The organism is Weizmannia sp. CD-2023, from assembly GCF_036225245.1.
In the GTDB taxonomy this organism is placed as follows: Bacteria; Bacillota; Bacilli; order Bacillales; family Bacillaceae_C; genus Weizmannia; species Weizmannia faecalis.
Window position 1 is genome coordinate 1 of the sequence record NZ_JARTJQ010000062.1, and the last position, 23,059, is coordinate 23,059.

The window sequence follows — 23,059 nt, forward strand, 5'->3', positions numbered from 1 at the left end:
TTTGGATCAGCTCCTTAAACAAACGATCATGCACGTGATAACCGGCATGTTTTTCCATTACCAATTCCAATGGCAGCACTCCTTTTCTTATTTTTCAGTTTTATTTTATAGGACAAAAGTCCGTTTTTCAAGTACTTTTCACTCTCGCAAGCTGCCGAGTTTAACGGCAAACAGGGGAAAAACATGCAGTCCCCGCAATCCTTTTTAAAAGCAATCAATCATTAAAGCCGAAATGTCTCACCTTGATGGAAGACATTTCAGCTTTATAAGTGTGTACTGTTTATTGACCAAGAATCCCTTTCAGCTGCTTTTTAATCTTATCTGTCGCACCTTTCCAAAATCCTTGGTTATCCTCAATTTTTTTCTGCAATTTATCGGCTTGTTCTTTTATCGCTTCATCGATGTTTTGCAGTTTTTCTTTTAACGGGTTACCGTTTTCCTTCTGGTCATTGATGGATTCCACCCCGAAGTCACCCGGTTTTGTATATTTCAGTGTGGCATTCATCACACCATTGAAAACCGGCACAATGCCCTGTTCACTCAGACCGTATAAATAATGGTTCCGGTCTGTCTGGTCATATCCCATCCAGACCACCCCGACAAGATTTGGCGTATAGCCCGCAAACCATTGATCCATTGTACCGTCGACCCCGCTGAACGGCAATTGGGTGGAGCCTGTTTTTCCGGCAATTTTATAGCCGGGGACCGCTACCCCTTTGCCGGTTCCGGATTCCACAACGTTCAGCAGCATAGATGTCATTTCCTGGGAAACTTTTTTCGATATGACCCTTTCCTGCTTGTCTTTATGCTCTGCCAAAACTTTTCCGGTCGGGCTCACGATTTTTGTAATGATGTGCGCTTCGGAACGTTTTCCGTTGTTTGGAAACGTGGTGTAGGCCTCTGCAATGTCTTCGGGGGAAACGCCGTTTTGAATATTCCCGAGCGCAATGCCGAGCTGCTTATCCTTCTTTGTGACCGGGATGCCGAATTTTTTCGCCGACTCGTACCCTTTTTCCACCCCGATTTTATTCAACAGCCAGACAGCAGGAAGATTAAGCGATTTTTCGACCGCCATGTACATCGGCACTTTACCGAGATATTGGTTGTTATAGTTTTTCGGCGCATAACCGTCTTTAAACGTCATTTCTTTATCTTCTAGCATCGAGTCGGGGCTGTACCCTTCTTCAAGCGCCGGCGTATAAACGGTAATCGGCTTCATGATCGATCCGGGTTGCCGTTTCAGCTGCGTTGCCCTGTTGAAGCCGCGGAATACTTTTTCTCCCCTTCCTCCGACAAGCCCGCGGACGCCGCCGGTTGACGGATCTACAAGTATTGCGCCGCTTTGGATGATCTGACCGGATGTGCCGGAAGGAAAGAGTGATGATTTCTGGTAAACATTTTCCAATGCTTTTTGAATATTTTGATCCATGGCGGTATAAATTTTATACCCTCTTGTTAAGATCTCTTCCTGTGTCAGTCCATACTGATCGATTGCCTCGTCCAGCACCGCATCGACGTAATACGGGTATTTGCCTGTCAGTGCATCTGTTTTTTTATCTTTTAGCACAAGCTTTTCGCTTTTTGCCTGTTTATACTCGGATTGCGTGATCATCCCGTACTCTTTCATGGCGAAAAGCACGACATTACGGCGGTGAATGGCGCGTTTATAATGACGGTACGGGTCGAGTGCATTCGGTGAATTAACAAGGCCCGCCAAAGTTGCCGATTCGGATAAGTCCAGATCTTCCACGTCTTTTCCAAAATATTTATTGGCCGCTTTTTCAACACCCCAGGCGCCTTCCCCGAAATAGACCTGGTTTAAATACATCTCCAAAATTTCTTTTTTTGTGTAATGCTTCTCAATTTCAATCGCCAAAAAAAGCTCCTGAATTTTCCTTTTTAATGTCCGTTCCGGGGAAAGCAGCGCATTTTTCGTTAACTGCTGGGTAATGGTGCTTCCCCCGGCAGCCGCCCCTCCGATCCGGATATCTTTTAAAAGCGCGCTCAAGGTACCGATGATATCAAACCCATGGTGTTTGTAGAAACGGTGGTCTTCGATGGCTACCACCGCATTTTGCAGGTCTCCCGGCATTTTTTTAATCGATACGCCTTCCGAGCGGTTTGCCGAAATTCTGCTTGCTGTGTCCCCGTCTTTGTCATAAATAACGGTCGTCTGTTCCAGCCCTTTTTTTAACTGCCCGACATTCGCGCTTTTTGCATAATAAGCAAAAAAAGCTAAAAAGCCAAGCAATGAAAGAGAAGCTGCCAGAATGATGATTTGAGTCATATGGGCTCTTTTCCAAATTTTTTTGAACCCGTCCCAAAACACCCGGAAATAAGGTTTGATTTTATCTATATAAGGTTTGAATTTGTTCATATCTGTTGATGTCCTCATCTTTCCCCAATCTGTGAACCTTCTATCTCAAACACCATGCTGATTTGCCCTTTAGCAAAAGGATATTATGAATGGCCGGAAAAATCAATGACAACTATAGAAAATACAGTGCTTTAAAACCGTAAAAATGCACTGAAACCGTTTTTTTCCTTCTGGTTCCGGGTAAAGAAAAGAGGGTGTTTCAAGCCATACATGAAAGGATGATGGTACATGTACAAGCATATTGCCATTGCATACGATGACTCAGAGGGGAGCCGGAAAGCGCTGGACAGAGCCTGTTCATTGGCCCTTGCCTTAAGAGATATAAAATTATCCGTTGTCCACGTGAACCAGGAAAGTGAAGTGGCAGCACCGGTACCGGATGAAAACATCGGCGTGCCGCCAACCATTTCCGTGCCGGGGCTGGACGGTCGGGTTTACCCGGTTGACCCACCGCCGGTTGATGAACCTTCCACACAGCAATTCATCTTAAACGATGCGGAGGAAGTCATGAATCATGCCCGCGAATTATTAGATGCAAAAGGGGTCAAAGCCGATACCCATATTTTAGAAGGCAAGGTGGCCGACAGCATCATTGATTTCGCCCGCAACGAGAATGTAGACTGCATCATTACTGGAAGCAGCGGAAAAAATGCTGTGAAAAGTCTATTCATTGGAAGTGTGAGCAAAAGCCTTGTAAAAAATGCGGAGGTGGATGTGCTTGTCGTGAAATAACCAACCATCGGCACCGCTAATGGCAAAAATGGAAGGGAAACAACTATTTTGACAATAGACAAAAAATTGTATCCCTATAAACGATAACAGATTGGCAAACATGATCGCATTCTGGTGGAAAACCGTGGCGGACGTACAGGAAAGTCGCAATTCCAGAATGCTTTTTTGTATTCTTTGATAAACGTCCAAACTTCTGTCTTCCGTCTTGCATACATTAACATTGCATGACGGAAAGATGGAGGTGAAAAATATGGGCTTTTGGGGCTGCGGATACGGCGGCTATGGCGGTGGCTATGGCGGCGGATACGGCAACAGCTTTGCGCTGATTGTTGTACTGTTTATTCTGCTGATTATTGTAGGTGCCGCATACCTGTTCTAAGAACCGAGGCCCGGCCTTATTGGGCTTGGGCCCGGCTTCTTTTTCCCAAACGCTTATAAGAAAACCATTCGTACGGTTTCTACATACCACTCCCGCACTGTTCCACCGGCTTGCCGCAGCTGCATGTCTTTTCAAACAATCAAACTTTTCCTACCTGATTTGCACTGGAAGAAACGGTTGCTGCCGGACTGCCCTTTCCATCGTAAAGATGACATGCGACATAATGGTGGTCTTCAATCTCCAGCCATTCCGGTTTTACACTTGCACATATATCCATTGCTTTCGGGCATCTTGTCCGGAATACACACCCGCTCGGCGGCGTAACCGAGCTCGGGATTTCCCCTTTTAAAATAATTCTTTCCCTTTTATCTTCAATTTTCGGATCCGGAATCGGAATGGCCGACAGCAACGCTTCCGTGTAAGGATGCAGCGGTTTGCGGTACAGGCTCTTGCTCTCCGTCAATTCGACTAGATGGCCGAGATACATGACGCCGATCCGGTTGCTGATATGCTTTACCATCGATAAATCATGGGCAATAAACAAGTAGGTGAGGTTTTTTTCCCTTTGCAGTTTTTTCAATACATTGACAACCTGGGCCTGGACAGAAACATCCAGTGCGGAAATCGGCTCATCGCAAATCACAAACTCCGGGTCAAGCGCGAGCGCCCTTGCAATCCCGATCCGCTGCCGCTGCCCCCCGCTGAATTCATGCGGGTACCGGCCTGCATGCTCTCTGTTTAGCCCGACTTCTTCGAGCAATTCATATATTCTTTCAAGCTCTTCACGTTTGCTTTTATAAATGCCATGGACTTCAAGCGGTTCAGCAAGGATCTCGCGGACAGTGGAACGGGGATTCAGAGAAGCATACGGATCCTGAAAAATCATTTGGACATTTCTTTTCATCAGAAAACGCTCCCGCTCATCCAGTGCGTGGATATCTTTGCCGCCGTAAAGGATTTGCCCTTCAGTTGGGGTGTAAATCCCCATCATCAGCCGCCCTGCCGTCGATTTTCCGCATCCCGATTCCCCGACAAGCCCGAACGTTTCCCCTTTATAAATATCAAAAGAAAGATCGTCCACCGCTTTTAAAAATTGTTTCTTCCCAATCTCAAAATATTTTTTGACATGCTTGACTTCCAACAGTTTTTCCATCATGGTGCACTCCCTTCACCCGGCTGCTGTAACCCGTATTGCTTTTGCGGCAGGTTTGCCGCATTCTTCCGGCCACCAACGCCGCGCTGCACTTCATTCGCAACCAGTTGCGTTGCGGTTTCCCATTGCGCGGCTTTACATCCAGTAACGCCGCGCACAGCATAGTTCTTTTTCGTAAATCGTTCCTTCCATATCCAGCAGTTCAACAGGCCGGCCTGTTTTCGGCGAGTGGAGTAGCTTCCCCTCCCCCGCATAAATCCCGACATGGTGGATGGCGCCTCTTCCTTCCTCATGGGCAAAAAATAAAAGATCGCCGGGTGCGATGCTTCCAAGCGGGACGGCTGCTCCTCCTTTTGCCTGTTCATGAGCGTCACGGGCAATGGTCCTGCCTGTCGCAGCAAGCACCATCGTATAGGAAAATCCTGAGCAGTCATAGCCATATCCGCTCATGCCGCCCCATAAATACGGCAGGCCGAGAAACATTTTTCCGGCGTCAAGCATATACCTGTTCTGGCTGCCGGGACTGCTCCCTTTCAACTGCACATCTTGTTTTTTGAGCGATGCCGGTTTCCCGTGCACCGTTTTTACAACGAACTGGTCCTTTGTTTCATCCACTACAAAAAAACGTGTTTGAAAGCTCACTTCAAATAAAGGGAGTTGATTTTCATCATAGAGCATTGCAAATGGTTTTTTGACGGCACAAACAGCAGCATCTTGCGGCCATCCTTCTCCCTGCTTCAGCTGGCAGCGGGGAACCCAGCCGGGATAGCCGTCCGGATGTTTGCTGGAACGCTGTTCCGGAACAGAAATATACGCCCACTTCCCCTCTGTTTTGTGGACAATGACTTTCCGGCCGTAGAGCACCTGTGTCTGGATTTTATTTTTCCGCCAAAGTTCGTGCCGCTGTTCCAATGAGAGGCCGGTGAGCCACTGCTTCATATTCGCCGGGTTCCGGAGGGCTTCTTCGTCTCCGGCACCCGGTGATTGTGCGGAAGTCCAAACGGTGGCGACAGGGGTATCTACCAAATAAACTTGCTTTCCCATGTTCAACCCCCTTTCCCTCAGATTTCCATGTTGGGCAGTATCAAGCGGGAACTCCCCCGCTTGATACTGCCCATTCTTTTCCATTCGTCCAGACAGCCGGGCTGCGGATAATGCCTGCCATATGGCTCTCATGGGCAAACCGTCCCCTGCCAAAAACAGAACATTATTTTACATTGGCCCATTTCAGTTCAAGATAGCCGACAGGGTGGCGGACAATGCCTGTTACATGATCTTTTTGCAAAAATACCTGGTTGTAAAAATAGAGCGGGAAGATCGGCATGTCGTCAAACAGAATTTTTTCCGCTTCGTGCATCAGCTCGTAACGTTTCGTTTCATTGGTTTCATTTTTTGCCTGCTGGATCAACTGGTCATATTTCTTATTGCCCCATCCAGTCCTGTTCATCGCTTGCCCGGTTGTGAAGCTTTCGAGGAAGTTAATCGGATCCCCGTAATCAGCAAGGAATGAACTGCGGGACAATTGGAATTTCAATTTTTTCTGCTCAGCCTGGAAGACATTCCATTCCATATTGGCAAGTTTTACCTGGATGCCGAGATTTTCTTTTAGCATCTGTTGGATTGTTTCAGCAATTTTTTTATGAACCGGGTCCGTGCTGTAAGTGAGGGTGACCTCAGGCAGTTTCGTATACCCCTCTTCTTGCATTCCCTTTTTCAGGAGGGTTTTCGCTTCTTTTGCATTTGAAGTATACAAATTGCCGCCTTTTTTCCGGAAGTCGTTGCCGTCAGGTTCGGTAAACCCGTAAGAAACAAAACCGTAAGCCGGCTTTTCATCATTTTTTGTGACATATTTGACAATTTGTTTCTGGTCAATGGCCATCGCGAATGCTTTCCGGATATTTTTATTCTGGAACGGTTCTTTATTGACATTAAACCGGTAAAAATAAGTGCCGGCCTGGTCCTCTACTTTCACTTTTCCTTCCTTAAACAGCCGGGCTGCCATATCTGCTGGAACATCTGAAACATCCAGTTCCCCGTTTTGGTACATTTGGTATTCAGTGTTCGGATCGTCAACCTCCGCCCATTTCACTTTATCAAGTTTTACATTTTTGGCATCCCAATAGTTTTCATTTTTTTCCATGATGAAATGATCATCGTGTTTCCATTCTGTGAGCTTAAACGGCCCGTTCGAAACATACGTTTTCGCTTCTGCAAACCATTTCGGATTTTTTTCTGCCACTTTCTCGTTGATCGGGAAGAAAGCAGGGTTTGCGATGACGTTCAGAAAATAAGATTGCGGCCCGGTTAACGTGACTTCCAGTGTTTTGTCATCGGCCGCTTTCACTTTGACGCCGTCTTTTGATCCTTTTCCGGTGTTATACGCCTCCCCGCCTTCAATAAAGTATCCTAAAAATGCGGCAGGCGAAGCAGTTTTCGGGTCGAGCATTCTTTTCCACGCATATTCAAAATCACCCGCTGTCACCGGATCCCCATTTGACCATTTTGCATTGTCCCGGAGGTGGAACGTATACGTCTTGCCTCCATTTGTGACATCCCAGCTTTTTGCAATCGCAGGGTGCGGCTTATTGTCTTTGCCGAGGCGGACAAGCCCTTCCATTAAATTGTTCAGTGCATTCCATGAAACGGAATCGAACCCGATTGGCGGGTCAAATGAGGTGGGCTCAGACCCATTGTTTAAATTTAATACCTTTTCTTTGCTGCTTCCACCCGGACTGTTTTTTGAGCTTGACTGGCTCGTACAGGCAGCAAGCGAAGCAATAAGCGCCAAACTGACAATCATACTCCAAAATTTCTTCATACATTTCCCCCTTTTCTTTTCCGCATTGCGGGCAGCCCTGACCCGTTTGTCCCCCTTGCAGTATCCGGGCGCCGTAAATGCCTGTTTTCTATTTCATCTACAGGCGTACACCCGTAGTTGAAAACGCAAATTTTGCCCGTTCGTCCTGCAGCCAACAATAAACCTGATGGGAAGCTGATTTTTTCGTGCGAAAAGGTTCCACACGGCTGCATACTTCCATTGCCATTGGGCATCTCGCCGTAAACGGGCAACCGGGAGGCGGCGCAAATAAATCCGGCGGCGTACCGGGAATCGGAATCAGTTCTTCCTCTTCCATATCAAGCCTTGGGACCGAGTTTAGCAATCCTTTTGTATAAGGGTGTTCCGGATGATAAAAGATTTCTTCTCTTGTGCCGGTTTCGACAATCTTACCGGCATACATCACCGCTATCCGGTCGGCAACCTGGGCCACAACACCGAGGTCGTGCGTGATCAAAATAATGGATACGCCCGTCTCCCGCTGGATTTTCTTAAACAGTTCAAAAATCTGCGCTTGAATGGTGACATCCAAAGCAGTAGTCGGTTCGTCCGCGATAATGATCTCCGGATTGCAAATCAAAGCCATCGCAATCATGATCCGTTGGCGCATGCCGCCGCTGAACTGGTGCGGGTATTGTTTTAACCGTTCATGCGGGCTCGGAATGCCGACCATGTGCAACATGTCAATGACCGTTTTTTTCGCTGCCTCGCGGGATAGATTTTGATGCTCCTGAACCGCTTCAAGCAACTGGTTCCCGATGGATAAAGTTGGGTTCAGACCTGTCATCGGATCCTGGAAGATCATGGAGATTTCCGCCCCACGGATTTTCCGCATTTGCTTTTCGCTGTATTTTAAAATATCCGTTCCTTTAAAGTGGATCGAGCCGCTTAATTGTTTCACATTATTATTGGGAAGAAGCTTGAGGATCGCTTGCGATGTCACGCTTTTGCCGCATCCGGATTCACCGACAATGGCAAGCGTCTCGCCTTTGTTTAAATAAAAGTTCACCCCGCGCACAGCCTGCACCGTTCCGCCGTATGTCGAAAACGAAACGTGCAGGTCTTCCACTTCCAGAATCTTGTTCATTTCCGTCACCTCCTCAGCTTCGGATCGAGCGCATCCTGCAGCCCGTCGCCAAGCACATTAAATGCGAACATCGTCAGCGAAATAAAGAATGCCGGGAAAAATAAGCGCCACCACTCGCCCGTTAAAATCGCCGACAACCCGTCATCCGCCATCACGCCCCAGCTCGCATGCGGCGCCTGAACCCCCAATCCTAAAAAACTGAGGAATGCTTCACTGAAAATGGCACTTGGCACGGTCAGCGTCATTTGGACAATAATTGGGCCCATTGTATTGGGGAGCAGGTGTTTGCGGATGATCCGTGACGTTTTGGTGCCGAACGTTTTGGAGGCCATTACAAATTCATAGTTTTTTATCTGTAATACCTGGCCGCGGACAATCCTGGCCATGCCGACCCATCCTGTTACGGTAAGCGCAACAATAATTGTGCCGAGCCCCGGCCCCATCACAACCATCAACAAGATCACAACAAGCAAATAAGGAAGGCCGTACAGCACTTCAATAATCCGCATCATCACTTGGTCGGTGCGACCGCCTTTGTAACCTGCAATACCGCCGTATATCACCCCAATGAAAAATTCAATGATAGCCGCCATAAACCCGACAAACAGCGAAATACGCGCGCCATACCATGTTCTTGAAAACATATCGCGCCCGAGCTGGTCGGTCCCGAACCAATGCTCCTTGGAGGGCGGCAAATTCTGGTTCGTTAGTGACAGTTTCGTCACGCTTTCAGGTGCAATCAGCGGGCCGATGATGGCCATCATGATCAAAAGAATCAGCACGACAAGGCCGAGCATCGCGAGCTTATTTTTGGCAAGCCGGTTCCATACATCATGCCAGTATGATATGCCCGGCCTGACAACGGCTTCCTGCATTCCGGCTTCTTTCTTTTTCGGGACAAACCATTCATCCGGAATCTCTGAAATGGTATCCACTCTATCCTGATTGGCTGTTTGCAAGATGTCCACCCCTTATTGCTCTATTTTATGCACCAGATTTTGTGAATCGGGACGATGGTTGTTTTTGCTCGCCTGCACCTTGTGTTACGAAAAGCCAAGGCCCGATACTTATGTAAAGCCGGGCTGCTTCTTTTCGAAACCAGGGCTCACTGTTCTTTTTTATGTAATTTGATCCGCGGATCGAGAATGCCGTACGCGATATCCACGAGAAACAGCATAATAATCAAAAAAATGCTGTAAAATACGGTTGTCCCCATGATGACAGGATAATCCCGATTATTGATGCTTTCGACAAAATACTTTCCCATGCCCGGAATGGAGAATATTTTTTCAATGACAAAGCTTCCCGTCAAAATGCTCGCCGTCAATGTCCCTAAAATGGTAATAACCGGCATCAGCGCATTTCTGAGGGCATGTTTGATGATAATTTTAACAGGAGAAAGACCTTTTGCACGGGCGGTTTTGATGTAATCCTGCGTCAGCACTTCCAATAGGCTTGACCTTGTCAGGCGGGCGATGATGGCCATCGGGCTGACTGCCAAGGCGGCAGTTGGCAGGATCATATGCGCCGGGGATGTCCACGTTGCAGCCGGCAGGATTTTCAGATTGACCGCAAACTCCTGGATTAACATCGTTGCCAGAATAAAGTTCGGAATCGAGATGCCAAGCACGGCGATGGTCATCGCCAGATAGTCGATGATGCCGTTATGTTTTAATGCAGCAAAAACGCCAAGCACGATGCCGGATAAAACTGCAACCAGAAGTGCTGTCATACCAAGTTCGAATGAAACCGGAAAGCCCCTGCCCAGCATGTCGTTTACCGTCTGGGACGGCTGTTTGATGGACGGGCCGTAATCAAATAAAAGAATGGATTTCACATAATACAAATACTGGATATAAACCGGCTGATCCAGATGGTACTGCGCCTCCATATTTCTTTGCACGGCTTCGGATGTATTGCGTTCTTGGTTAAAAGGCGATCCCGGAATGGCCTGCATCATGATAAAAGTCAGGGTGGTGATCACCCACAGTGTGACAACCATGGCGGCAAGCCTTTTGAGTACATACTTTGCCATACGCAGACACCTTCTCACGTTTAAAATGGGCATACTGTTGTGGTATATTTTTATTATTAAATAAATAGACGAAAAATTCAATAGCGTTCAATATTTATTTTAATTCCACAATAGCAATATTTTCGGAATACAGGAAGCGCTTTTATTTTTTCTTGTTCTCCACCGGTAGAAGACAGGAGTTAAGCAAGCGCCTGCAAATTTTCCGGTTTAAAAAATACGAGGAGGCAAGCATTTCATAACAGCAAACGGACTAAACGGTTTTACAGGAAGCGATAAAGGCGGAAAATATTTTCAAGGAAACAGGATCCTTTATGGCGGCCAAAGCTTCAGGATGCCACTGAACGCCAATCATAAAACGGGCATTGCGATTTTCCACCGCTTCAATGATTCCATCAGGCGCACGAGCAGAAACCATAAGCGGCGCTTTCACGGTCCGGACTGCCTGGTGATGAAAAGAGTTTACTTTCATCGTTTCGCTTCCGGCCCATTTTTCCAGTAAACTTCCCGGCAAAACATGGACCGTGTGGGAAAGATGGGAACGGGCGGCCCGCTGTTTGTGCTGCAACAGCGGGGGTTTTCCCTGGCTGTAAATATCCTGGAACATATCCCCGCCGGATGCAACAGCGAGAATCTGGATGCCCCTGCAAATGGCGAGAATCGGCACATCCGCCTGAATCGCAAACCGGCATAGCGCAATCTCAAATGCATCGCGGCCGGGCTCAATTTCGCCGAGCCCCGGAACCGGCTCTTCCCCGAACCAGGATGGATCTACATCACCTCCCCCGGAAAGCAGAATTCCGTCCGTTTTGGACAATAATAAAGGGATGTCCGCTTCACCGCCGGCCGGAAGCAATACCGGGACGCCGCCCGCCATGCGGACAGCCTTGATGTAGTCATCAGCCAAATACTGGGAAGTCTGATTGGCACTGCATGTAATGCCGATCACCGGTTTCATTTTTCATCATCCTTTCGCATTTTTTGTATCAACAGCACGGGCGCCTGTCTTTGCGCCCGGTTTTTCTGCCAGGCCCGGCGTGAATGGCCGTGACGTTTATGTTCTTGCTGCTTTCGATATCGCGGATGCCCTTCTTTTTTCGCGCCCGTTATCCCGAAAAAAAGACGAGCGAATCGCCTTTCATTTTGATTTAATGCAAGGCCGTCTGCGACATAGTAAAATAATGCTAAACGGACGATTGGCAAACCTCATGTGAAAAGGATGTGCCTTTTTATGATACATATTATGGCGATGACAAAAGAAAATGTACTGAAAGCCCCCGCTTCCATTGAAGAATTGGAAGGGACCAGCTGGAAATGGTATTGGATTGATTTCGACCAGCCTTCACAAGAAGAAATATTAAAACTGCGCCATCCGCTCGGTTTCCATCCGCTGGCCATCGAAGACTGTATTCATAAGCTGCAACGGCCGAAACTGAATGATTACGAAGACCATGTCTTTTTTGTATTCCAAAGCCTGAATCCCAACAGGCTGCAGAAAGAAGAATTGAACCTGTTTCTCGGGGAGCATTTTGCCGTGACCTTTCACCATCTCCCGTCAAAAGAAATCAGCGAAGTGCGGGATAAGCTGAAAAAAACGGATAAACCGGGCAAATGGGGGCCGGCCATTATTCTTTATGAAGTACTGGACAAGATTGTCGATCAATATTTTCCTTATTTGTATAAGATTGAAGACCGTCTGAATGAAATTGAAGATAACTCAAAAAATGAATCGATGGAGGAGCTGCTTACAAGCCTGTATTCAACGAGGCATGATTTGCTTGTGTTAAGGAATACGATTATGCCGATGACGGATCTTGTGTACCGGATGCTGAATTCCCATACGATTCCAGGCATTCAGGAAAAACGCGCGTATTTTCATGATATCCATGACCACTTGCTGAAACTATCCGGGATGGTGGAGTCCAATCGTGAGTTTACGACCGATATCCGGGACAGTTATTTGTCTTTAAACTCACACCAAACGAACCGGGTAATGAAGATTCTTACCATTTTCACTACGATTTTTATGCCTTTAACTTTTATTGCAGGGGTGTACGGCATGAATTTCAAATATATGCCCGAACTGGAATGGAAATACGGTTATTTCGCTACCCTTATTGTCATGTTTCTGATCGGCGCCGGCATGACTTACTGGTTTTTCAAAAAAGGCTGGCTGAAATGAATTTGCAAACACCCCGCATCCGCCCAGAATAAAGCAGGACTGGAACAAGGTGCAAAGCAAAAAAGCGGAGGCGCCTTTTTCAGGCATGGCCTCCGCTTTGGTACAGAAAACCCGGTTCCGCCCCGCTCCGGTCCGCCATTTCGTTGGCATGGTCAATATAGCGGTGCAGCGCAAACAGGCATCTTTCAATTACGTTATAGTCATGCGAAAAATGATAAGCATGTAAGACATGCTCAATTTTTTTGGAAAGAAAATCATCTTTCGTCCGCACCATCAAAATCAGCAAATTATCCCATTGCGAGCGGTGTGTGTAATATAAAGCGCGGTCATAATCAATGGGATTCATCCCGGCTCCCCCTTTCTTGTGCATTTGCTTGAAAAAAGCAAATCCTAATAAAAGGAGTCAACATTATTGTATGTGTTTTTCCTGATTTTGCGCGCTGAAAAACTTGCCTGGAGGGAAAACAAAAGGCTGTTATCATTTGGAATGCATTTTGCTGGTTTTCAGCCCGTGGCAAGCTTTTATGCAGCCGGGTCAGAATCATTCGGATCTTTTTTACCGGAAATAACGGGTGATTTCCAGTGCTTTGTCGTCTGCTCGTGCACGGGCTGTTTCATTTCTCGTGATCATGCGAAAATCCTTCTTTGTGTCCTCATGTTTTTTCCCTTTCATTCATACATTGGAAAAAAGGGTGACTTTTAAAGGGAGGAACATTTCATGCGTGATCATGAAAGCCTGCAATATGCGATTGATGAGATAACGGAAATCGCGTCCGGTTTTGGGCTTGACTTTTACCCGATGCGCTACGAAATCTGCCCGGCGGATATTATTTATACTTTTGGCGCTTACGGCATGCCGACCAGGTTTTCGCACTGGAGTTTCGGTAAGCAGTTTTTCAAAATGAAGTTACAGTATGATCTCGGGCTGAGTAAAATTTATGAGCTTGTCATCAATTCCGATCCGTGCTACGCCTTTTTGCTGGATTCCAACACGCTTGTTCAAAACAAGCTGATTGTGGCGCATGTTTTGGCGCATTGTGATTTTTTCAAAAACAATGTCCGTTTTCAAAACACGAAGCGTGATATGGTGGAGAGCATGTCTGCAACGGCGGAAAGAATCCGGGCATATGAGCTGAAATACGGTAAAAAGGAAGTGGAGCAATTTATTGATGCCGTGCTGGCAATTGAAGAGCATATCGACCCGTCGCTCATGCGGCCGAAATTGAACTGGAGCATGGAAGACGCGGAAGAATGGGATGAGGAACCGAAACGCAAAGAGGGACCTTATGATGAATTATGGTCGCTTGATGAGAAAAAGCCGGAACAAAAAGCAGTGAAAAAAACGAAAAACTTCCCGCCACAGCCGGAAAAAGATATTGTCCTTTTTATTGAACAATACAGCCGGGAATTGACGGAATGGCAGCGTGACATTATGACCATGATCCGCGAAGAAATGCTCTATTTCTGGCCGCAGCTCGAGACAAAAATCATGAATGAAGGGTGGGCCTCTTTCTGGCATCAGCGGATCATGCGCGAACTTGATTTGACAACAGATGAAGCAATTGAATATGCGAAACTGAATGCGGGCGTTGTCCAGCCGTCCAAAACCAGCATCAATCCGTATTATTTGGGAATCAAAATTTTTGAAGATATTGAAGAACGCTGGAACAACCCGACGGAAGAAATGAAAAAACGGGGCATACGGCCTGGGACCGGGCGTGAAAAAATATTCGAAGTGCGCGAAATTGAAAGCGATATTTCATTTCTGCGCAATTACTTGACAAAAGAATTGGCCACAAGGGAAGATATGTATTTGTTCCAAAAACAGGGGCGGGACTATAAAGTGGTGGACAAAGAGTGGGAACATGTACGCGACCAGCTTGTCAGCATGCGGGTAAACGGCGGTTTCCCATATTTGACCGTTACGGACGGAGACTACCGGAAAAACGGGGAATTGTATATTAAACACTGGTATGAAGATATTGAACTTGATTTAAAATACCTGGAAAAAGTGCTGCCCTACCTTTACCAGTTATGGGGCAGAAATGTCCACCTCGAAACGGTTGTGGAAGAAAAGCCGATTGTCTTCTCTTATGACGGAAGAAGCGTGCAACGGAAATACATGTAAAAAACACGAGCCCTCCGCTCAATAAAAAAACAGCTTTCATGATTGGGACGCAGCATACCAAAAAGCGGCGAAAAACCATTTGATTTTCCGCCGCTTTTTAGCTATTTTATTTTTTCTACAACCGGAATTCAATAATCGGCCTTGTAAATTTCCGGATATAGTAACTGCCGAGAAATAAACAGATGCCAAGTGAAAAAACAATCAGCAACAGGTAATTGCCCGCCAGCCAGTCAAGCACATTGGGGGAAGCGGCTGCTTCTATTGTCTTAATGATAAAACCGTGCAGCAAATACACATAGAGCGTACGCTCGCCAATTTTTGTCCACTTGTACCCTTTGCTCGGGATTAACAGGAAGAACCCGAGAATGACAAGCAGCGTGACAGCATATTGGGCCAGGCGGATTAGCCCGCTAAACCAATATTCCATCCCCATGCCGGCGTAAGAGGTATCGCCAAGGAGCCACGGCACAGCATCTTTCGGGAAAAACTGGCCGGTTGCAAGCGTGACGGCACACAAAATCAAAATGCCGGCTGCCGGCGCGTAAGGTATATTGCGGATTTTTTGCAAATGCTTCCCTTCCAGCAAAAATCCGAGCAGAAAATACGGAAAAAATACGAACGTGCGGGAGAGGCTCAGAAAACTTCCGGCCTCATCCCAGTAGCCAATCCCTATGCCGAGCGCCGCCGCAGCCGCGAGACCGAAAAAGTGGAAGCGGGCAAACAGATGGAGCAAAAGGTTCCAAAAAAACAAGCTCAGCAAAAACCATAATGTCCAGTGCGGTTTCAGAAAATTTACTGTCAGGTGCGATTCTTCGCCTGTATAGTAATAATAAACGGAATAAATACATTGAAAAATGAAATACGGGACCAAAATCTTTTTAAAGGATTTTGAAATATGGCCTTTTTTTCGGTATCCTTTTGAAAAATAGCCTGAAATAAGAATAAATGCTGGCATATGAAACAGGAAAATGACGGTATACAGCGTAAAGAGGAAATTGTCTTCGGTTTTAAACGGGCTGATCAGATGCCCGAGAACGACAAGATAAATCAGAATAAATTTTGCATTGTCAAAATACGAATTTCTTTTTCCTGCTGACATCTGCCATCCCCCGTTCCTGTTGTACAGCAAGTATTGCGATGTCGACGTCTTCCGTTTTCTATACCCCCTGTACGGGAAAATGAATCAATATTCATGCAGGAAACCCTGCGGTTCCTATTATACAAACTTTATATTACAAAACGGTAAAAATTTATTTAAACCATGAAGATTTTTAACAGCATTGCAAAAAGGCCGGTCACCGGCCTTTTTGATCACAAATATGGTTGGTTTGTTTTGTGCAAGGGGCGGGCAGCATCTGTGACGTTCGGTCAAACCGCCGGAAACCCCTCTTGCCTGCTTGTATTGCTTAAATTCCGCTCCCGGCTTTTTGCCCGGCAAATTGCGCAGTTAAATCCGTGTAAATTGTTTTCGCCATTACTTTATAACCTTCTGCTGTTAAATGGATGCCATCATCACTGATCAAGTCCTTCAGGTCACCGGCTTTTTTGATCGCTGTCCGGACATCAATGGCCGGGACGTTCAACTGGTTGATGAGTTTTTTCAGGCACCTGTTATATTGGCCGTGCCAGTGTTCAATACCGCCCGACAATCCGATCCAGTGGCCGATGCTTTTCCCAAAGCGTGCACTGATGGACTGGTAGTAGCGTTTCGGGTCAAGCGGCGGGAGCGTCAGCAAAATGGGCGTAATGCCCTGTTCTTTTACGGTTTTGACTAGATGCCTGATATTGTTCGCATATCGCTCAAGGGGTACAACCGGGACATGCGTATCATCCGGTTTCTCTGCTACTTCGTTCCATTTGAAATTGCAGTCATTACCGCCAATACAGATCAGCACGGCATGGGGATGCTCGCCGATCACATCCTTGTCGAGACGCCGAACAAGCAGGTCGGAATTATCATTGAACACGCCTTTATTAACAATCTCTGTGCTGCTGTCACCAAAATACTGCTGAAGTACTGTGGGATAATTGTCTTTTAAAATCCGGAGCCTTCCTTTTATACAAGTGACACCTCTTGTAATACTATCCCCGAAACAAACAATTTTCATTTGAGGCCCTCCCTTGAATGCATAATCATGCAAAAAGTCAGAATGATAGACATATTTTATTGTAAACTTGCCGGGCTTATTCGACAAGTGATTGTACTGCCCGCGGGCGAACGCTCTCCGCTTCTCATTGTCCAGGTGCGGGGGCTGTCGGCTTGTGAATTTCCAGTCCCCTCTCCTACGATAGGCGGGCGACGATTCATCGTGTTTCCTTTCGCTCGGCCGAAGACGATAAAATCCGTACGCCGCTGTACAGTCGCCTCCGCCTTTCTTTGTCCGGCTGTTGCTCCTAGCCCATCGAGTGGAATAACCCGTCCATCATGAAGCGCATGTCTATTCCGGCCGGAACAGTCGCCAGGCTGAACAGTCGCCTCCGCTTTTCATTTTTTGGGATGGATACTATAATTTACAAGGAAGGGATTGATGAAGGAGGTAAGGGATTGAGTAGAGGACGGAGGGAAGAGATTTGGTTTTTTGCCTGGGCGGTTTCGGTCGTTGCTACGCTCGGCAGTCTTTATTTTTCGGAAATTAAGGGGTATGAACCGTGCGAACTGTGCTGGTACCAGCGCATTCTCATGTATCCAATGACGGTCCTGATCGGGATGGCCGTTGCCAGGAAAGATACCCGCATGTCGCTTTATACCGCTGTTTTGTCCGGAATCGGCATGTGTGTGTCACTTTACCATTACTGTCTGCAAAAACTTGCTTTTTTTTCGGACAGGCTTCCTGCATGCGGCCGCATCCCCTGTACGGCGGAATACATCAACTGGTTCGGCTTTATCACCATCCCCTTTTTGGCTCTCACAGCATTTGTCCTGATTTTTATTTCAAGTCTCATCGTTTGGAAGCAGGCTGGCACTTCCAAGTAAACACAACTGGAGGATTATCATGAAAAAAATTATCCTTTTTTTGGCCATTGTTCTCATTGTTTTTGGCGGGATTGCCGGAATCACAAAGTATAAGCAATCCCAGCAGGCGAAAAACAATCCGTATGCACCCGCAAAAAGTGTAAGCAAATTATCGGCGGAAACGCGTGACCAGCTGGATGACCCTCTTTACCAGAATATTATTTTGCCAAAAGAACTGAACCGTGATTTAAAATCCGGCAAAGATGTCACCGTTTATTATTTCATGCCGACCTGCCCGCATTGCAAACGGACGACGCCTGTTGTATCACCGCTCGCGAAAGATATGGGCATCGATTTGAAGGAATTTAACCTGACTGAATTCGAAAGCGGCTGGGATGACTACAAAATCAAAGCGACACCGACGATCGTCCATTACAAAAACGGCAAAGAAGCCGCACGCCTTGTCGGAGAGCATACAAAACAGGAGTTCCGCCAATGGTTTAAAGCACATGTAAAAAAATAAGGCTGCGTGCTTGCAAGGAACCCTCAAAAAAATAATGCCCGGTTTTTCCGGGCATTATTTTTTACACAAGCAGGCGATTGGCTGCTTTTTTAAACATACTGAACGTATCCGTATGCTTCTTCTGAAAATGGGAAAACGAAAAAGGAAAATGCAAACCAAACTGTTCAAGCGTAAATTTATTAAATTCAAACAGGCCGGCGTAATGCTCGTCCCGCTTATTCTCTTCCGTTTCCAAAATGGAAATGATGGTCTGCAGACTGGCAATCATCTGATACCCTGCTTTTAAAGTGCCGATTTGTTCTGTTGGGTCATCCGGCAGGGCAAGCACCCTGTCGCGCTGGAATGCGGTGATCTCCTCATCCGTAAAGTAATCAGGAAATACTTCTGTAAACATATGGCGGACCAATTCCGCGATCTTATCCATCTGTTCTTCCGTAGCAGCATAAACGATCTTCACAGCAGTCCCACCCTTTTTGAAAAATCCATATGTAAGCCAAATCATAGGCGCAATATAAGTACAGCATAGCATAGGAAAACGGGAAAAAAGTATGGTAAATGTGACCATGGCCCTGCCCCCTAAAAAGATTGGATTTTTTCTGAAAAAGCGGGACAAAAGCCCAAGCCTCATAGCCGGACTTTCTTCCAACAAAGCAACCTGTTTTTAGCTTTTTGACGAAAGTCGAAAATTGGAACCGTATACAAAATTTTATTTTCGACATTCTTCTTTTATCTTCGCAGGAAATCAGATAAAATAAAGACGTTTGATAATGAAAAGGATATGAGGAGGATCTTACATGGTATTTAAAAACAAGAAAGACAAGTTTACAGTGCTGTTTGGCCATATTTCGACCAACCTCCGGGAAGCCACCAATTACTTTGCCGACTATAAAATCCATAATAAAGACGATTTAAAAATTTTTACTGAAAAAATGAAAGAATACGAAACGACCGGGGATACTTACGTCCATGACATGATTCTGGAACTGAACGATGCCTTTATCACCCCGATTGAACGGGAAGACCTTTTGTCACTAACGAACAGCCTCGATGACGTGCTGGACGGCATTGAAGAAGTTTCCGGATTATTTGAACTGTACAATATTTACCAGGCGGACGATTTTATGGTCGAATTTGTTGAAATGATCCGCCGCTGTACCGACGAAATTGAAAAAGCAATTGACATCCTTTTTTCGAAAAAACTCGACAAGATCCGCCCGCATGCCATTAAAATTAAAGAATTTGAATTCCATTGTGACGAAATTTTAAGAAAATCATTAATTCACCTCTTTCAAAACGAAAAAGACCCGATTCGCCTGATCAAATATAAGGATTTGTATGAAAAGATGGAAGATGTGGCCGACTACTGCCAGACGGTGGCCAACATTTTAGAGACGATTATCATGAAAAATGCGTGAGGAGTCTGCTGAATGGATAGCATTTTAGTATTAACTGTCTTAATAGTAATTTTTGGATTTGGATTCGACTTCATCAATGGATTCCATGACACGGCTAACGCGATTGCAACGGCCGTTTCGACAAAAGCATTAAAACCCCGGCATGCGATCGTAATGGCCGCGCTTATGAATTTTCTCGGCGCCATTTCTTTTACAGGTGTTGCCGAGACCATTACGGAAAGTATTGTAAACCCGTTCACCCTTGCAAACGGACAGGTGGTCATTTTGTCCTCACTGATGTCAGCGATTATTTGGAATTTGATTACATGGTATTTCGGCATTCCGAGCAGTTCTTCCCATGCCATCATCGGATCCATTGCCGGCGCGGCGATTGCCTCGTCAGGTTTTCATGTAATCGAATATCGTGGTTTTATCAGCATTATTGAAGCCTTAATTTTATCCCCGATCCTCGCTTTTACGGTCGGTTTTACGGTTTACAGCATTTTTAAAGTTGCATTTCAGAATTTTAAGCTTGCGAAAACGAACCGACACTTCCGGCTGATCCAAATTTTCACCGCCGCTCTCCAGTCTTACTCCCATGGGACAAATGATGCCCAGAAATCGATGGGGATTATCACAATGGCTTTGATTGCCAACCATTATATTGCCGAGAACCATATTCCATTCTGGGTCCAGGTCGGTTGTGCGGCGGCAATGGGGCTTGGGACATCGATCGGCGGCTGGCGGATTATTAAAACGGTCGGCGTCAATATTATGAAGATCCGGCCGATTAACGGGGTTGCAGCCGACTTGAGTTCAGCTTTCATTATTTTTGGTGCAACATTTATCCACTTGCCGGTCAGCACCACCCATGTCATTTCTTCTTCCATTCTCGGGGTTGGTTCGGCCCACCGAATTAAAGGGGTCAAATGGGATACTGCAAAAAGAATGGTGATCACTTGGGTCATTACCCTTCCGATTTCAGCCGTTTTATCCGGTGCGATTTATCATATTGTAAACCTTTTTTGGTAAAACGGGCTGAAAAAAGAGCAGCGTTAAGCATGCTCTTTTTATATGCAAAAGAAATTTACATAGACAATTGAAAAATTTCCATTTTATGATACATTTTTAATAAACCATTCAGAACTGCGGGGGATAGATGTGAGAATCGAAGACATATACCGGAACTTGCCACTGCTTGAAACGGACCGGCTTGTTTTAAGAAAGCTCAAGCGGGATGACGTGCTCGATTTATTTTCCTATGCGTCAAGAAGTGAAGTAGCAAAATACGTGACGTGGGATGCACACCGGTCTGTCCGCGATTCGAAAAATTTTATAAATTTTGTGCTCAGCCAGTACCGCGAACACAAGATTGCCCCCTGGGGAATTGAAGACAAAGAGACACGAAAGCTGATCGGGACGGTCGATTTTGTATGGTGGAAGCCGGAAGAAAGGACGGCCGAGATTGGCTATGCCCTTTCTCCTGAGCACTGGGGAAAAGGCATCATGACAGAAGCCGCTAAAAAGCTGATTGCTTTCGGGTTTGAACACATGTATTTGATCCGCATCCAGGCCCGCTGTTTTGCAGAAAATATCGCGTCGGCCCGCGTCATGGAAAAAGCCGGCATGACCTATGAAGGCACTTTGCGCAAAGCCGTTTATAGAAAAGGAAAACATTGGGATCTCAAAATCTATTCCATTTTAAGAGAAGAGCATTTTTAACGGCCATAGCATGAAGGAAAGGAGATATCCCTATGGAATGGACAATAGACGACAGAATTTATGATACATTTTGGGAAGCTGAGGAAGTAGGATTCTCCAGTGTTAGTGATATGGGGGAAGGAAGAGGATTCATTACGCCTGATTTGAAAGTTGCAAGTGTCCTTTCCTACGCTTTATGTGGATTACCGGATGTAACATACCTTGTTCATACAGAAGAATTTTTGGAAGATGGCATTCTTAAATATAAGATATGGGTAGAAAACTTATGAGATCACAGCACGCGGCACACACAGAATCAGGTGAATCACCCGTTATCGGCACCCGCAAAAATAAGGGGCCCGCATCAGCCGTTGTGCAGCCCCTTTCTTCTTATGCCAAAGCTTTGTCTGCTTCCTTTGAAAAGAAACTTTTCATCGCATGGAAAACATCTGCTTTTTGTTTCAGCACGTAATATTTAAATTTCTCATCTTTAATATTTTTATAGGCCGACATGAGGGTGCTATGGCGGTTGTACTGGTTCACTTCCCCGTAGTAGAACATATTCGAGACTTTCATAATTTCCTGGACAAGTTTCACGCAGCGCGCATTGTCTGATGTCAGGTTGTCGCCGTCCGAAAAATGGAAAGGATAAATATTAAAGCGGTACGGGTCATATTTTTCATTGATCAGGCTGAGCGCTTTCCGGTAAGCCGATGAACAGATCGTGCCGCCGGACTCCCCTTTTGAAAAGAAATCTTCCTCTGATACGACTTTTGCCTCTGTATGGTGGGCGATAAATTCAATTTCCACGGTCTCGTATTTCGTCCGCAAAAAACGCGTCATCCAGAAGAAAAAGCTGCGCGCCATATACTTTTCCCATATCCCCATACTTCCACTTGTATCCATCATCGCAAGGACAACCGCTTTTGATTCCGGTTTTTCCACTTCATTCCATGTGCGGAATTTGAGATCTTCCGGCACGATCGGGTGAAAGGCCGGTTTGCCATTCATCGCATTCCTTTTAAACGCCGACATCATCGTCCGTTTTTTATCAATATTGCCCATTAGCCCCGTTTTCCGGATATCGTTAAACTCAATCGCCTCTACCGTGTTCTCATCTCGCTCTTTCCTTTGAAGATTTGGCAGTTCCAATTGGCTGAACAATGCTTCCTCGATTTCCATCAGAGATACTTCCGCTTCATAATAGTCTTCTCCCGGCTGGTCGCCTGCTCCCTGGCCTTTGCCCGGTCCCTGCTCGGGGGAACCGTCGCGTGCAATGATATCACCGACTTTGGAATCGCCCTGGCCCTGGCCGACATGTTTATTTTTATCATAATTATAGCGAATTTTATATTCGTCCAATGACCGGATCGGTATTTTGACAACATCCCGGCCGTCTGACATAATGATGCTTTCTTCCGTAATTAAGTCGGGCAGATTGTTGCGGATGGCTTCCTGGACCTTTTCCTGATGGCGGACCTGGTCATCATGCCCTTTGCGGTGGAGCGACCAGTCTTCCTGTGAAAGAACAAAATGCTTCTGATCCTGTTTATCCATGCTCATCCTCCCTCGTATAATAAGT

23 protein-coding genes and 2 pseudogenes are annotated in these 23,059 nt (G+C 46.1%); 11 read left to right on the top strand and 14 right to left on the bottom strand.

The features are described from left to right. Window positions 1-70, bottom strand: a pseudogene (locus P9687_RS17325) (Rpn family recombination-promoting nuclease/putative transposase); the annotation flags it as partial. 210 nt (window positions 71-280) lie between these two features. Further along, window positions 281-2,377 carry a transglycosylase domain-containing protein gene (locus tag P9687_RS08690; protein WP_071452025.1) on the bottom strand — a complete coding sequence of 699 codons (2,097 nt, stop codon included), beginning with the start codon at window positions 2,375-2,377 and terminating at the stop codon, window positions 281-283. 228 nt (window positions 2,378-2,605) lie between these two features. Here P9687_RS08690 and P9687_RS08695 point away from each other — a divergent pair, with 228 nt between their 5' ends. Both P9687_RS08695 and P9687_RS08700 read left to right on the top strand, forming a co-directional pair. Then, the gene (locus tag P9687_RS08695; protein WP_014097455.1) at window positions 2,606-3,109 is read left to right on the top strand and encodes a universal stress protein; all 504 of its coding nucleotides are present in this window, start codon (window positions 2,606-2,608) and stop codon (window positions 3,107-3,109) included. A 298-nt stretch (window positions 3,110-3,407) separates the two neighbouring features. Next, window positions 3,408-3,488, top strand: a pseudogene (locus P9687_RS08700) (YjcZ family sporulation protein); the annotation flags it as partial. 139 nt (window positions 3,489-3,627) lie between these two features. On the opposite strand, the gene P9687_RS08705 reads toward P9687_RS08700, so the two are convergent. The 7 genes from P9687_RS08705 to P9687_RS08735 all read right to left on the bottom strand — a co-directional run bounded on the left by P9687_RS08705 (window position 3,628) and on the right by P9687_RS08735 (window position 11,554). Next, a complete protein-coding gene (locus P9687_RS08705; protein WP_035189515.1) occupies window positions 3,628-4,644 on the bottom strand; it encodes an ABC transporter ATP-binding protein in 1,017 nt (338 codons plus the stop codon). Between the two features lie 132 nt (window positions 4,645-4,776). Beyond that, window positions 4,777-5,685 (bottom strand): C40 family peptidase, encoded by a 909-nt coding sequence (locus tag P9687_RS08710; protein ID WP_014097452.1) that lies wholly within the window; start codon window positions 5,683-5,685, stop codon window positions 4,777-4,779. 163 nt (window positions 5,686-5,848) lie between these two features. Next, a complete protein-coding gene (locus P9687_RS08715; RefSeq protein ID WP_014097451.1) occupies window positions 5,849-7,459 on the bottom strand; it encodes a peptide ABC transporter substrate-binding protein in 1,611 nt (536 codons plus the stop codon). A 97-nt stretch (window positions 7,460-7,556) separates the two neighbouring features. Beyond that, on the bottom strand, window positions 7,557-8,564 hold the full coding sequence (locus P9687_RS08720) for an ABC transporter ATP-binding protein (protein WP_014097450.1): 1,008 nt from the start codon (window positions 8,562-8,564) through the stop codon (window positions 7,557-7,559). Between the two features lie 5 nt (window positions 8,565-8,569). Beyond that, window positions 8,570-9,523, bottom strand: coding sequence for an ABC transporter permease (locus P9687_RS08725; RefSeq protein ID WP_014097449.1), 954 nt, complete (start codon window positions 9,521-9,523; stop codon window positions 8,570-8,572). A 146-nt stretch (window positions 9,524-9,669) separates the two neighbouring features. Further along, window positions 9,670-10,599, bottom strand: a complete 930-nt coding sequence (locus P9687_RS08730; protein WP_014097448.1) for an ABC transporter permease — start codon at window positions 10,597-10,599, stop codon at window positions 9,670-9,672. Window positions 10,600-10,849: 250 nt separating this feature from the next. Then, window positions 10,850-11,554 carry a gamma-glutamyl-gamma-aminobutyrate hydrolase family protein gene (locus P9687_RS08735; RefSeq protein WP_014097447.1) on the bottom strand — a complete coding sequence of 235 codons (705 nt, stop codon included), beginning with the start codon at window positions 11,552-11,554 and terminating at the stop codon, window positions 10,850-10,852. On the opposite strand from P9687_RS08735, the gene P9687_RS08740 reads away from it, so the two are divergent. Together P9687_RS08740 and corA are read left to right on the top strand one after the other, a co-directional pair. Next, complete coding sequence (locus tag P9687_RS08740) at window positions 11,520-11,810, top strand: hypothetical protein (RefSeq protein WP_155759649.1); 291 nt, start codon at window positions 11,520-11,522, stop codon at window positions 11,808-11,810. The genes P9687_RS08735 and P9687_RS08740 overlap by 35 nt on opposite strands. Window positions 11,811-11,827: 17 nt before the next feature. Further along, window positions 11,828-12,778, top strand: coding sequence for a magnesium/cobalt transporter CorA (corA, locus tag P9687_RS08745; RefSeq protein ID WP_168985501.1), 951 nt, complete (start codon window positions 11,828-11,830; stop codon window positions 12,776-12,778). Between the two features lie 79 nt (window positions 12,779-12,857). On the opposite strand, the gene P9687_RS08750 is transcribed toward corA, so the two are convergent. Continuing rightward, window positions 12,858-13,124, bottom strand: coding sequence for a YhdB family protein (locus P9687_RS08750; protein ID WP_017551334.1), 267 nt, complete (start codon window positions 13,122-13,124; stop codon window positions 12,858-12,860). Window positions 13,125-13,496: 372 nt separating this feature from the next. Between P9687_RS08750 and P9687_RS08755 the strand changes: the two genes are divergently transcribed. Continuing rightward, on the top strand, window positions 13,497-14,906 hold the full coding sequence (locus P9687_RS08755; RefSeq protein WP_017551336.1) for a SpoVR family protein: 1,410 nt from the start codon (window positions 13,497-13,499) through the stop codon (window positions 14,904-14,906). 115 nt (window positions 14,907-15,021) lie between these two features. Here the strand turns inward: P9687_RS08755 and P9687_RS08760 are convergent, their stop codons facing one another. Both P9687_RS08760 and P9687_RS08765 read right to left on the bottom strand, forming a co-directional pair. Further along, window positions 15,022-16,005, bottom strand: a complete 984-nt coding sequence (locus P9687_RS08760) for an acyltransferase family protein (RefSeq protein ID WP_017551337.1) — start codon at window positions 16,003-16,005, stop codon at window positions 15,022-15,024. A gap of 307 nt (window positions 16,006-16,312) precedes the next feature. Next, a complete protein-coding gene (locus P9687_RS08765) occupies window positions 16,313-17,014 on the bottom strand; it encodes an SGNH/GDSL hydrolase family protein (protein ID WP_014097441.1) in 702 nt (233 codons plus the stop codon). A gap of 437 nt (window positions 17,015-17,451) precedes the next feature. On the opposite strand from P9687_RS08765, the gene P9687_RS08770 reads away from it, so the two are divergent. Together P9687_RS08770 and P9687_RS08775 are read left to right on the top strand one after the other, a co-directional pair. After that, window positions 17,452-17,880, top strand: a complete 429-nt coding sequence (locus tag P9687_RS08770) for a disulfide oxidoreductase (protein WP_014097440.1) — start codon at window positions 17,452-17,454, stop codon at window positions 17,878-17,880. A 19-nt stretch (window positions 17,881-17,899) separates the two neighbouring features. Continuing rightward, window positions 17,900-18,382, top strand: coding sequence for a thioredoxin family protein (locus tag P9687_RS08775; protein ID WP_014097439.1), 483 nt, complete (start codon window positions 17,900-17,902; stop codon window positions 18,380-18,382). Window positions 18,383-18,443: 61 nt separating this feature from the next. Here the strand turns inward: P9687_RS08775 and P9687_RS08780 are convergent, their stop codons facing one another. Next, window positions 18,444-18,839, bottom strand: coding sequence for a YhcU family protein (locus P9687_RS08780; RefSeq protein ID WP_026104608.1), 396 nt, complete (start codon window positions 18,837-18,839; stop codon window positions 18,444-18,446). 337 nt (window positions 18,840-19,176) lie between these two features. On the opposite strand from P9687_RS08780, the gene P9687_RS08785 reads away from it, so the two are divergent. From P9687_RS08785 to P9687_RS08800, 4 genes are all read left to right on the top strand, one after another. Continuing rightward, window positions 19,177-19,797: a DUF47 domain-containing protein gene (locus P9687_RS08785; protein WP_014097437.1), complete on the top strand. Its 621-nt coding sequence runs from the start codon at window positions 19,177-19,179 to the stop codon at window positions 19,795-19,797. A 12-nt stretch (window positions 19,798-19,809) separates the two neighbouring features. Continuing rightward, window positions 19,810-20,808, top strand: a complete 999-nt coding sequence (locus P9687_RS08790) for an inorganic phosphate transporter (RefSeq protein ID WP_014097436.1) — start codon at window positions 19,810-19,812, stop codon at window positions 20,806-20,808. A 129-nt stretch (window positions 20,809-20,937) separates the two neighbouring features. Further along, window positions 20,938-21,498 carry a GNAT family N-acetyltransferase gene (locus tag P9687_RS08795; protein ID WP_014097435.1) on the top strand — a complete coding sequence of 187 codons (561 nt, stop codon included), beginning with the start codon at window positions 20,938-20,940 and terminating at the stop codon, window positions 21,496-21,498. Window positions 21,499-21,530: 32 nt separating this feature from the next. After that, a complete protein-coding gene (locus tag P9687_RS08800) occupies window positions 21,531-21,767 on the top strand; it encodes a hypothetical protein (RefSeq protein ID WP_026683964.1) in 237 nt (78 codons plus the stop codon). Window positions 21,768-21,867: 100 nt separating this feature from the next. Here the strand turns inward: P9687_RS08800 and yhbH are convergent, their stop codons facing one another. Continuing rightward, the gene (yhbH, locus tag P9687_RS08805; protein ID WP_014097433.1) at window positions 21,868-23,034 is read right to left on the bottom strand and encodes a sporulation protein YhbH; all 1,167 of its coding nucleotides are present in this window, start codon (window positions 23,032-23,034) and stop codon (window positions 21,868-21,870) included. Window positions 23,035-23,059 lie beyond the last annotated feature (25 nt).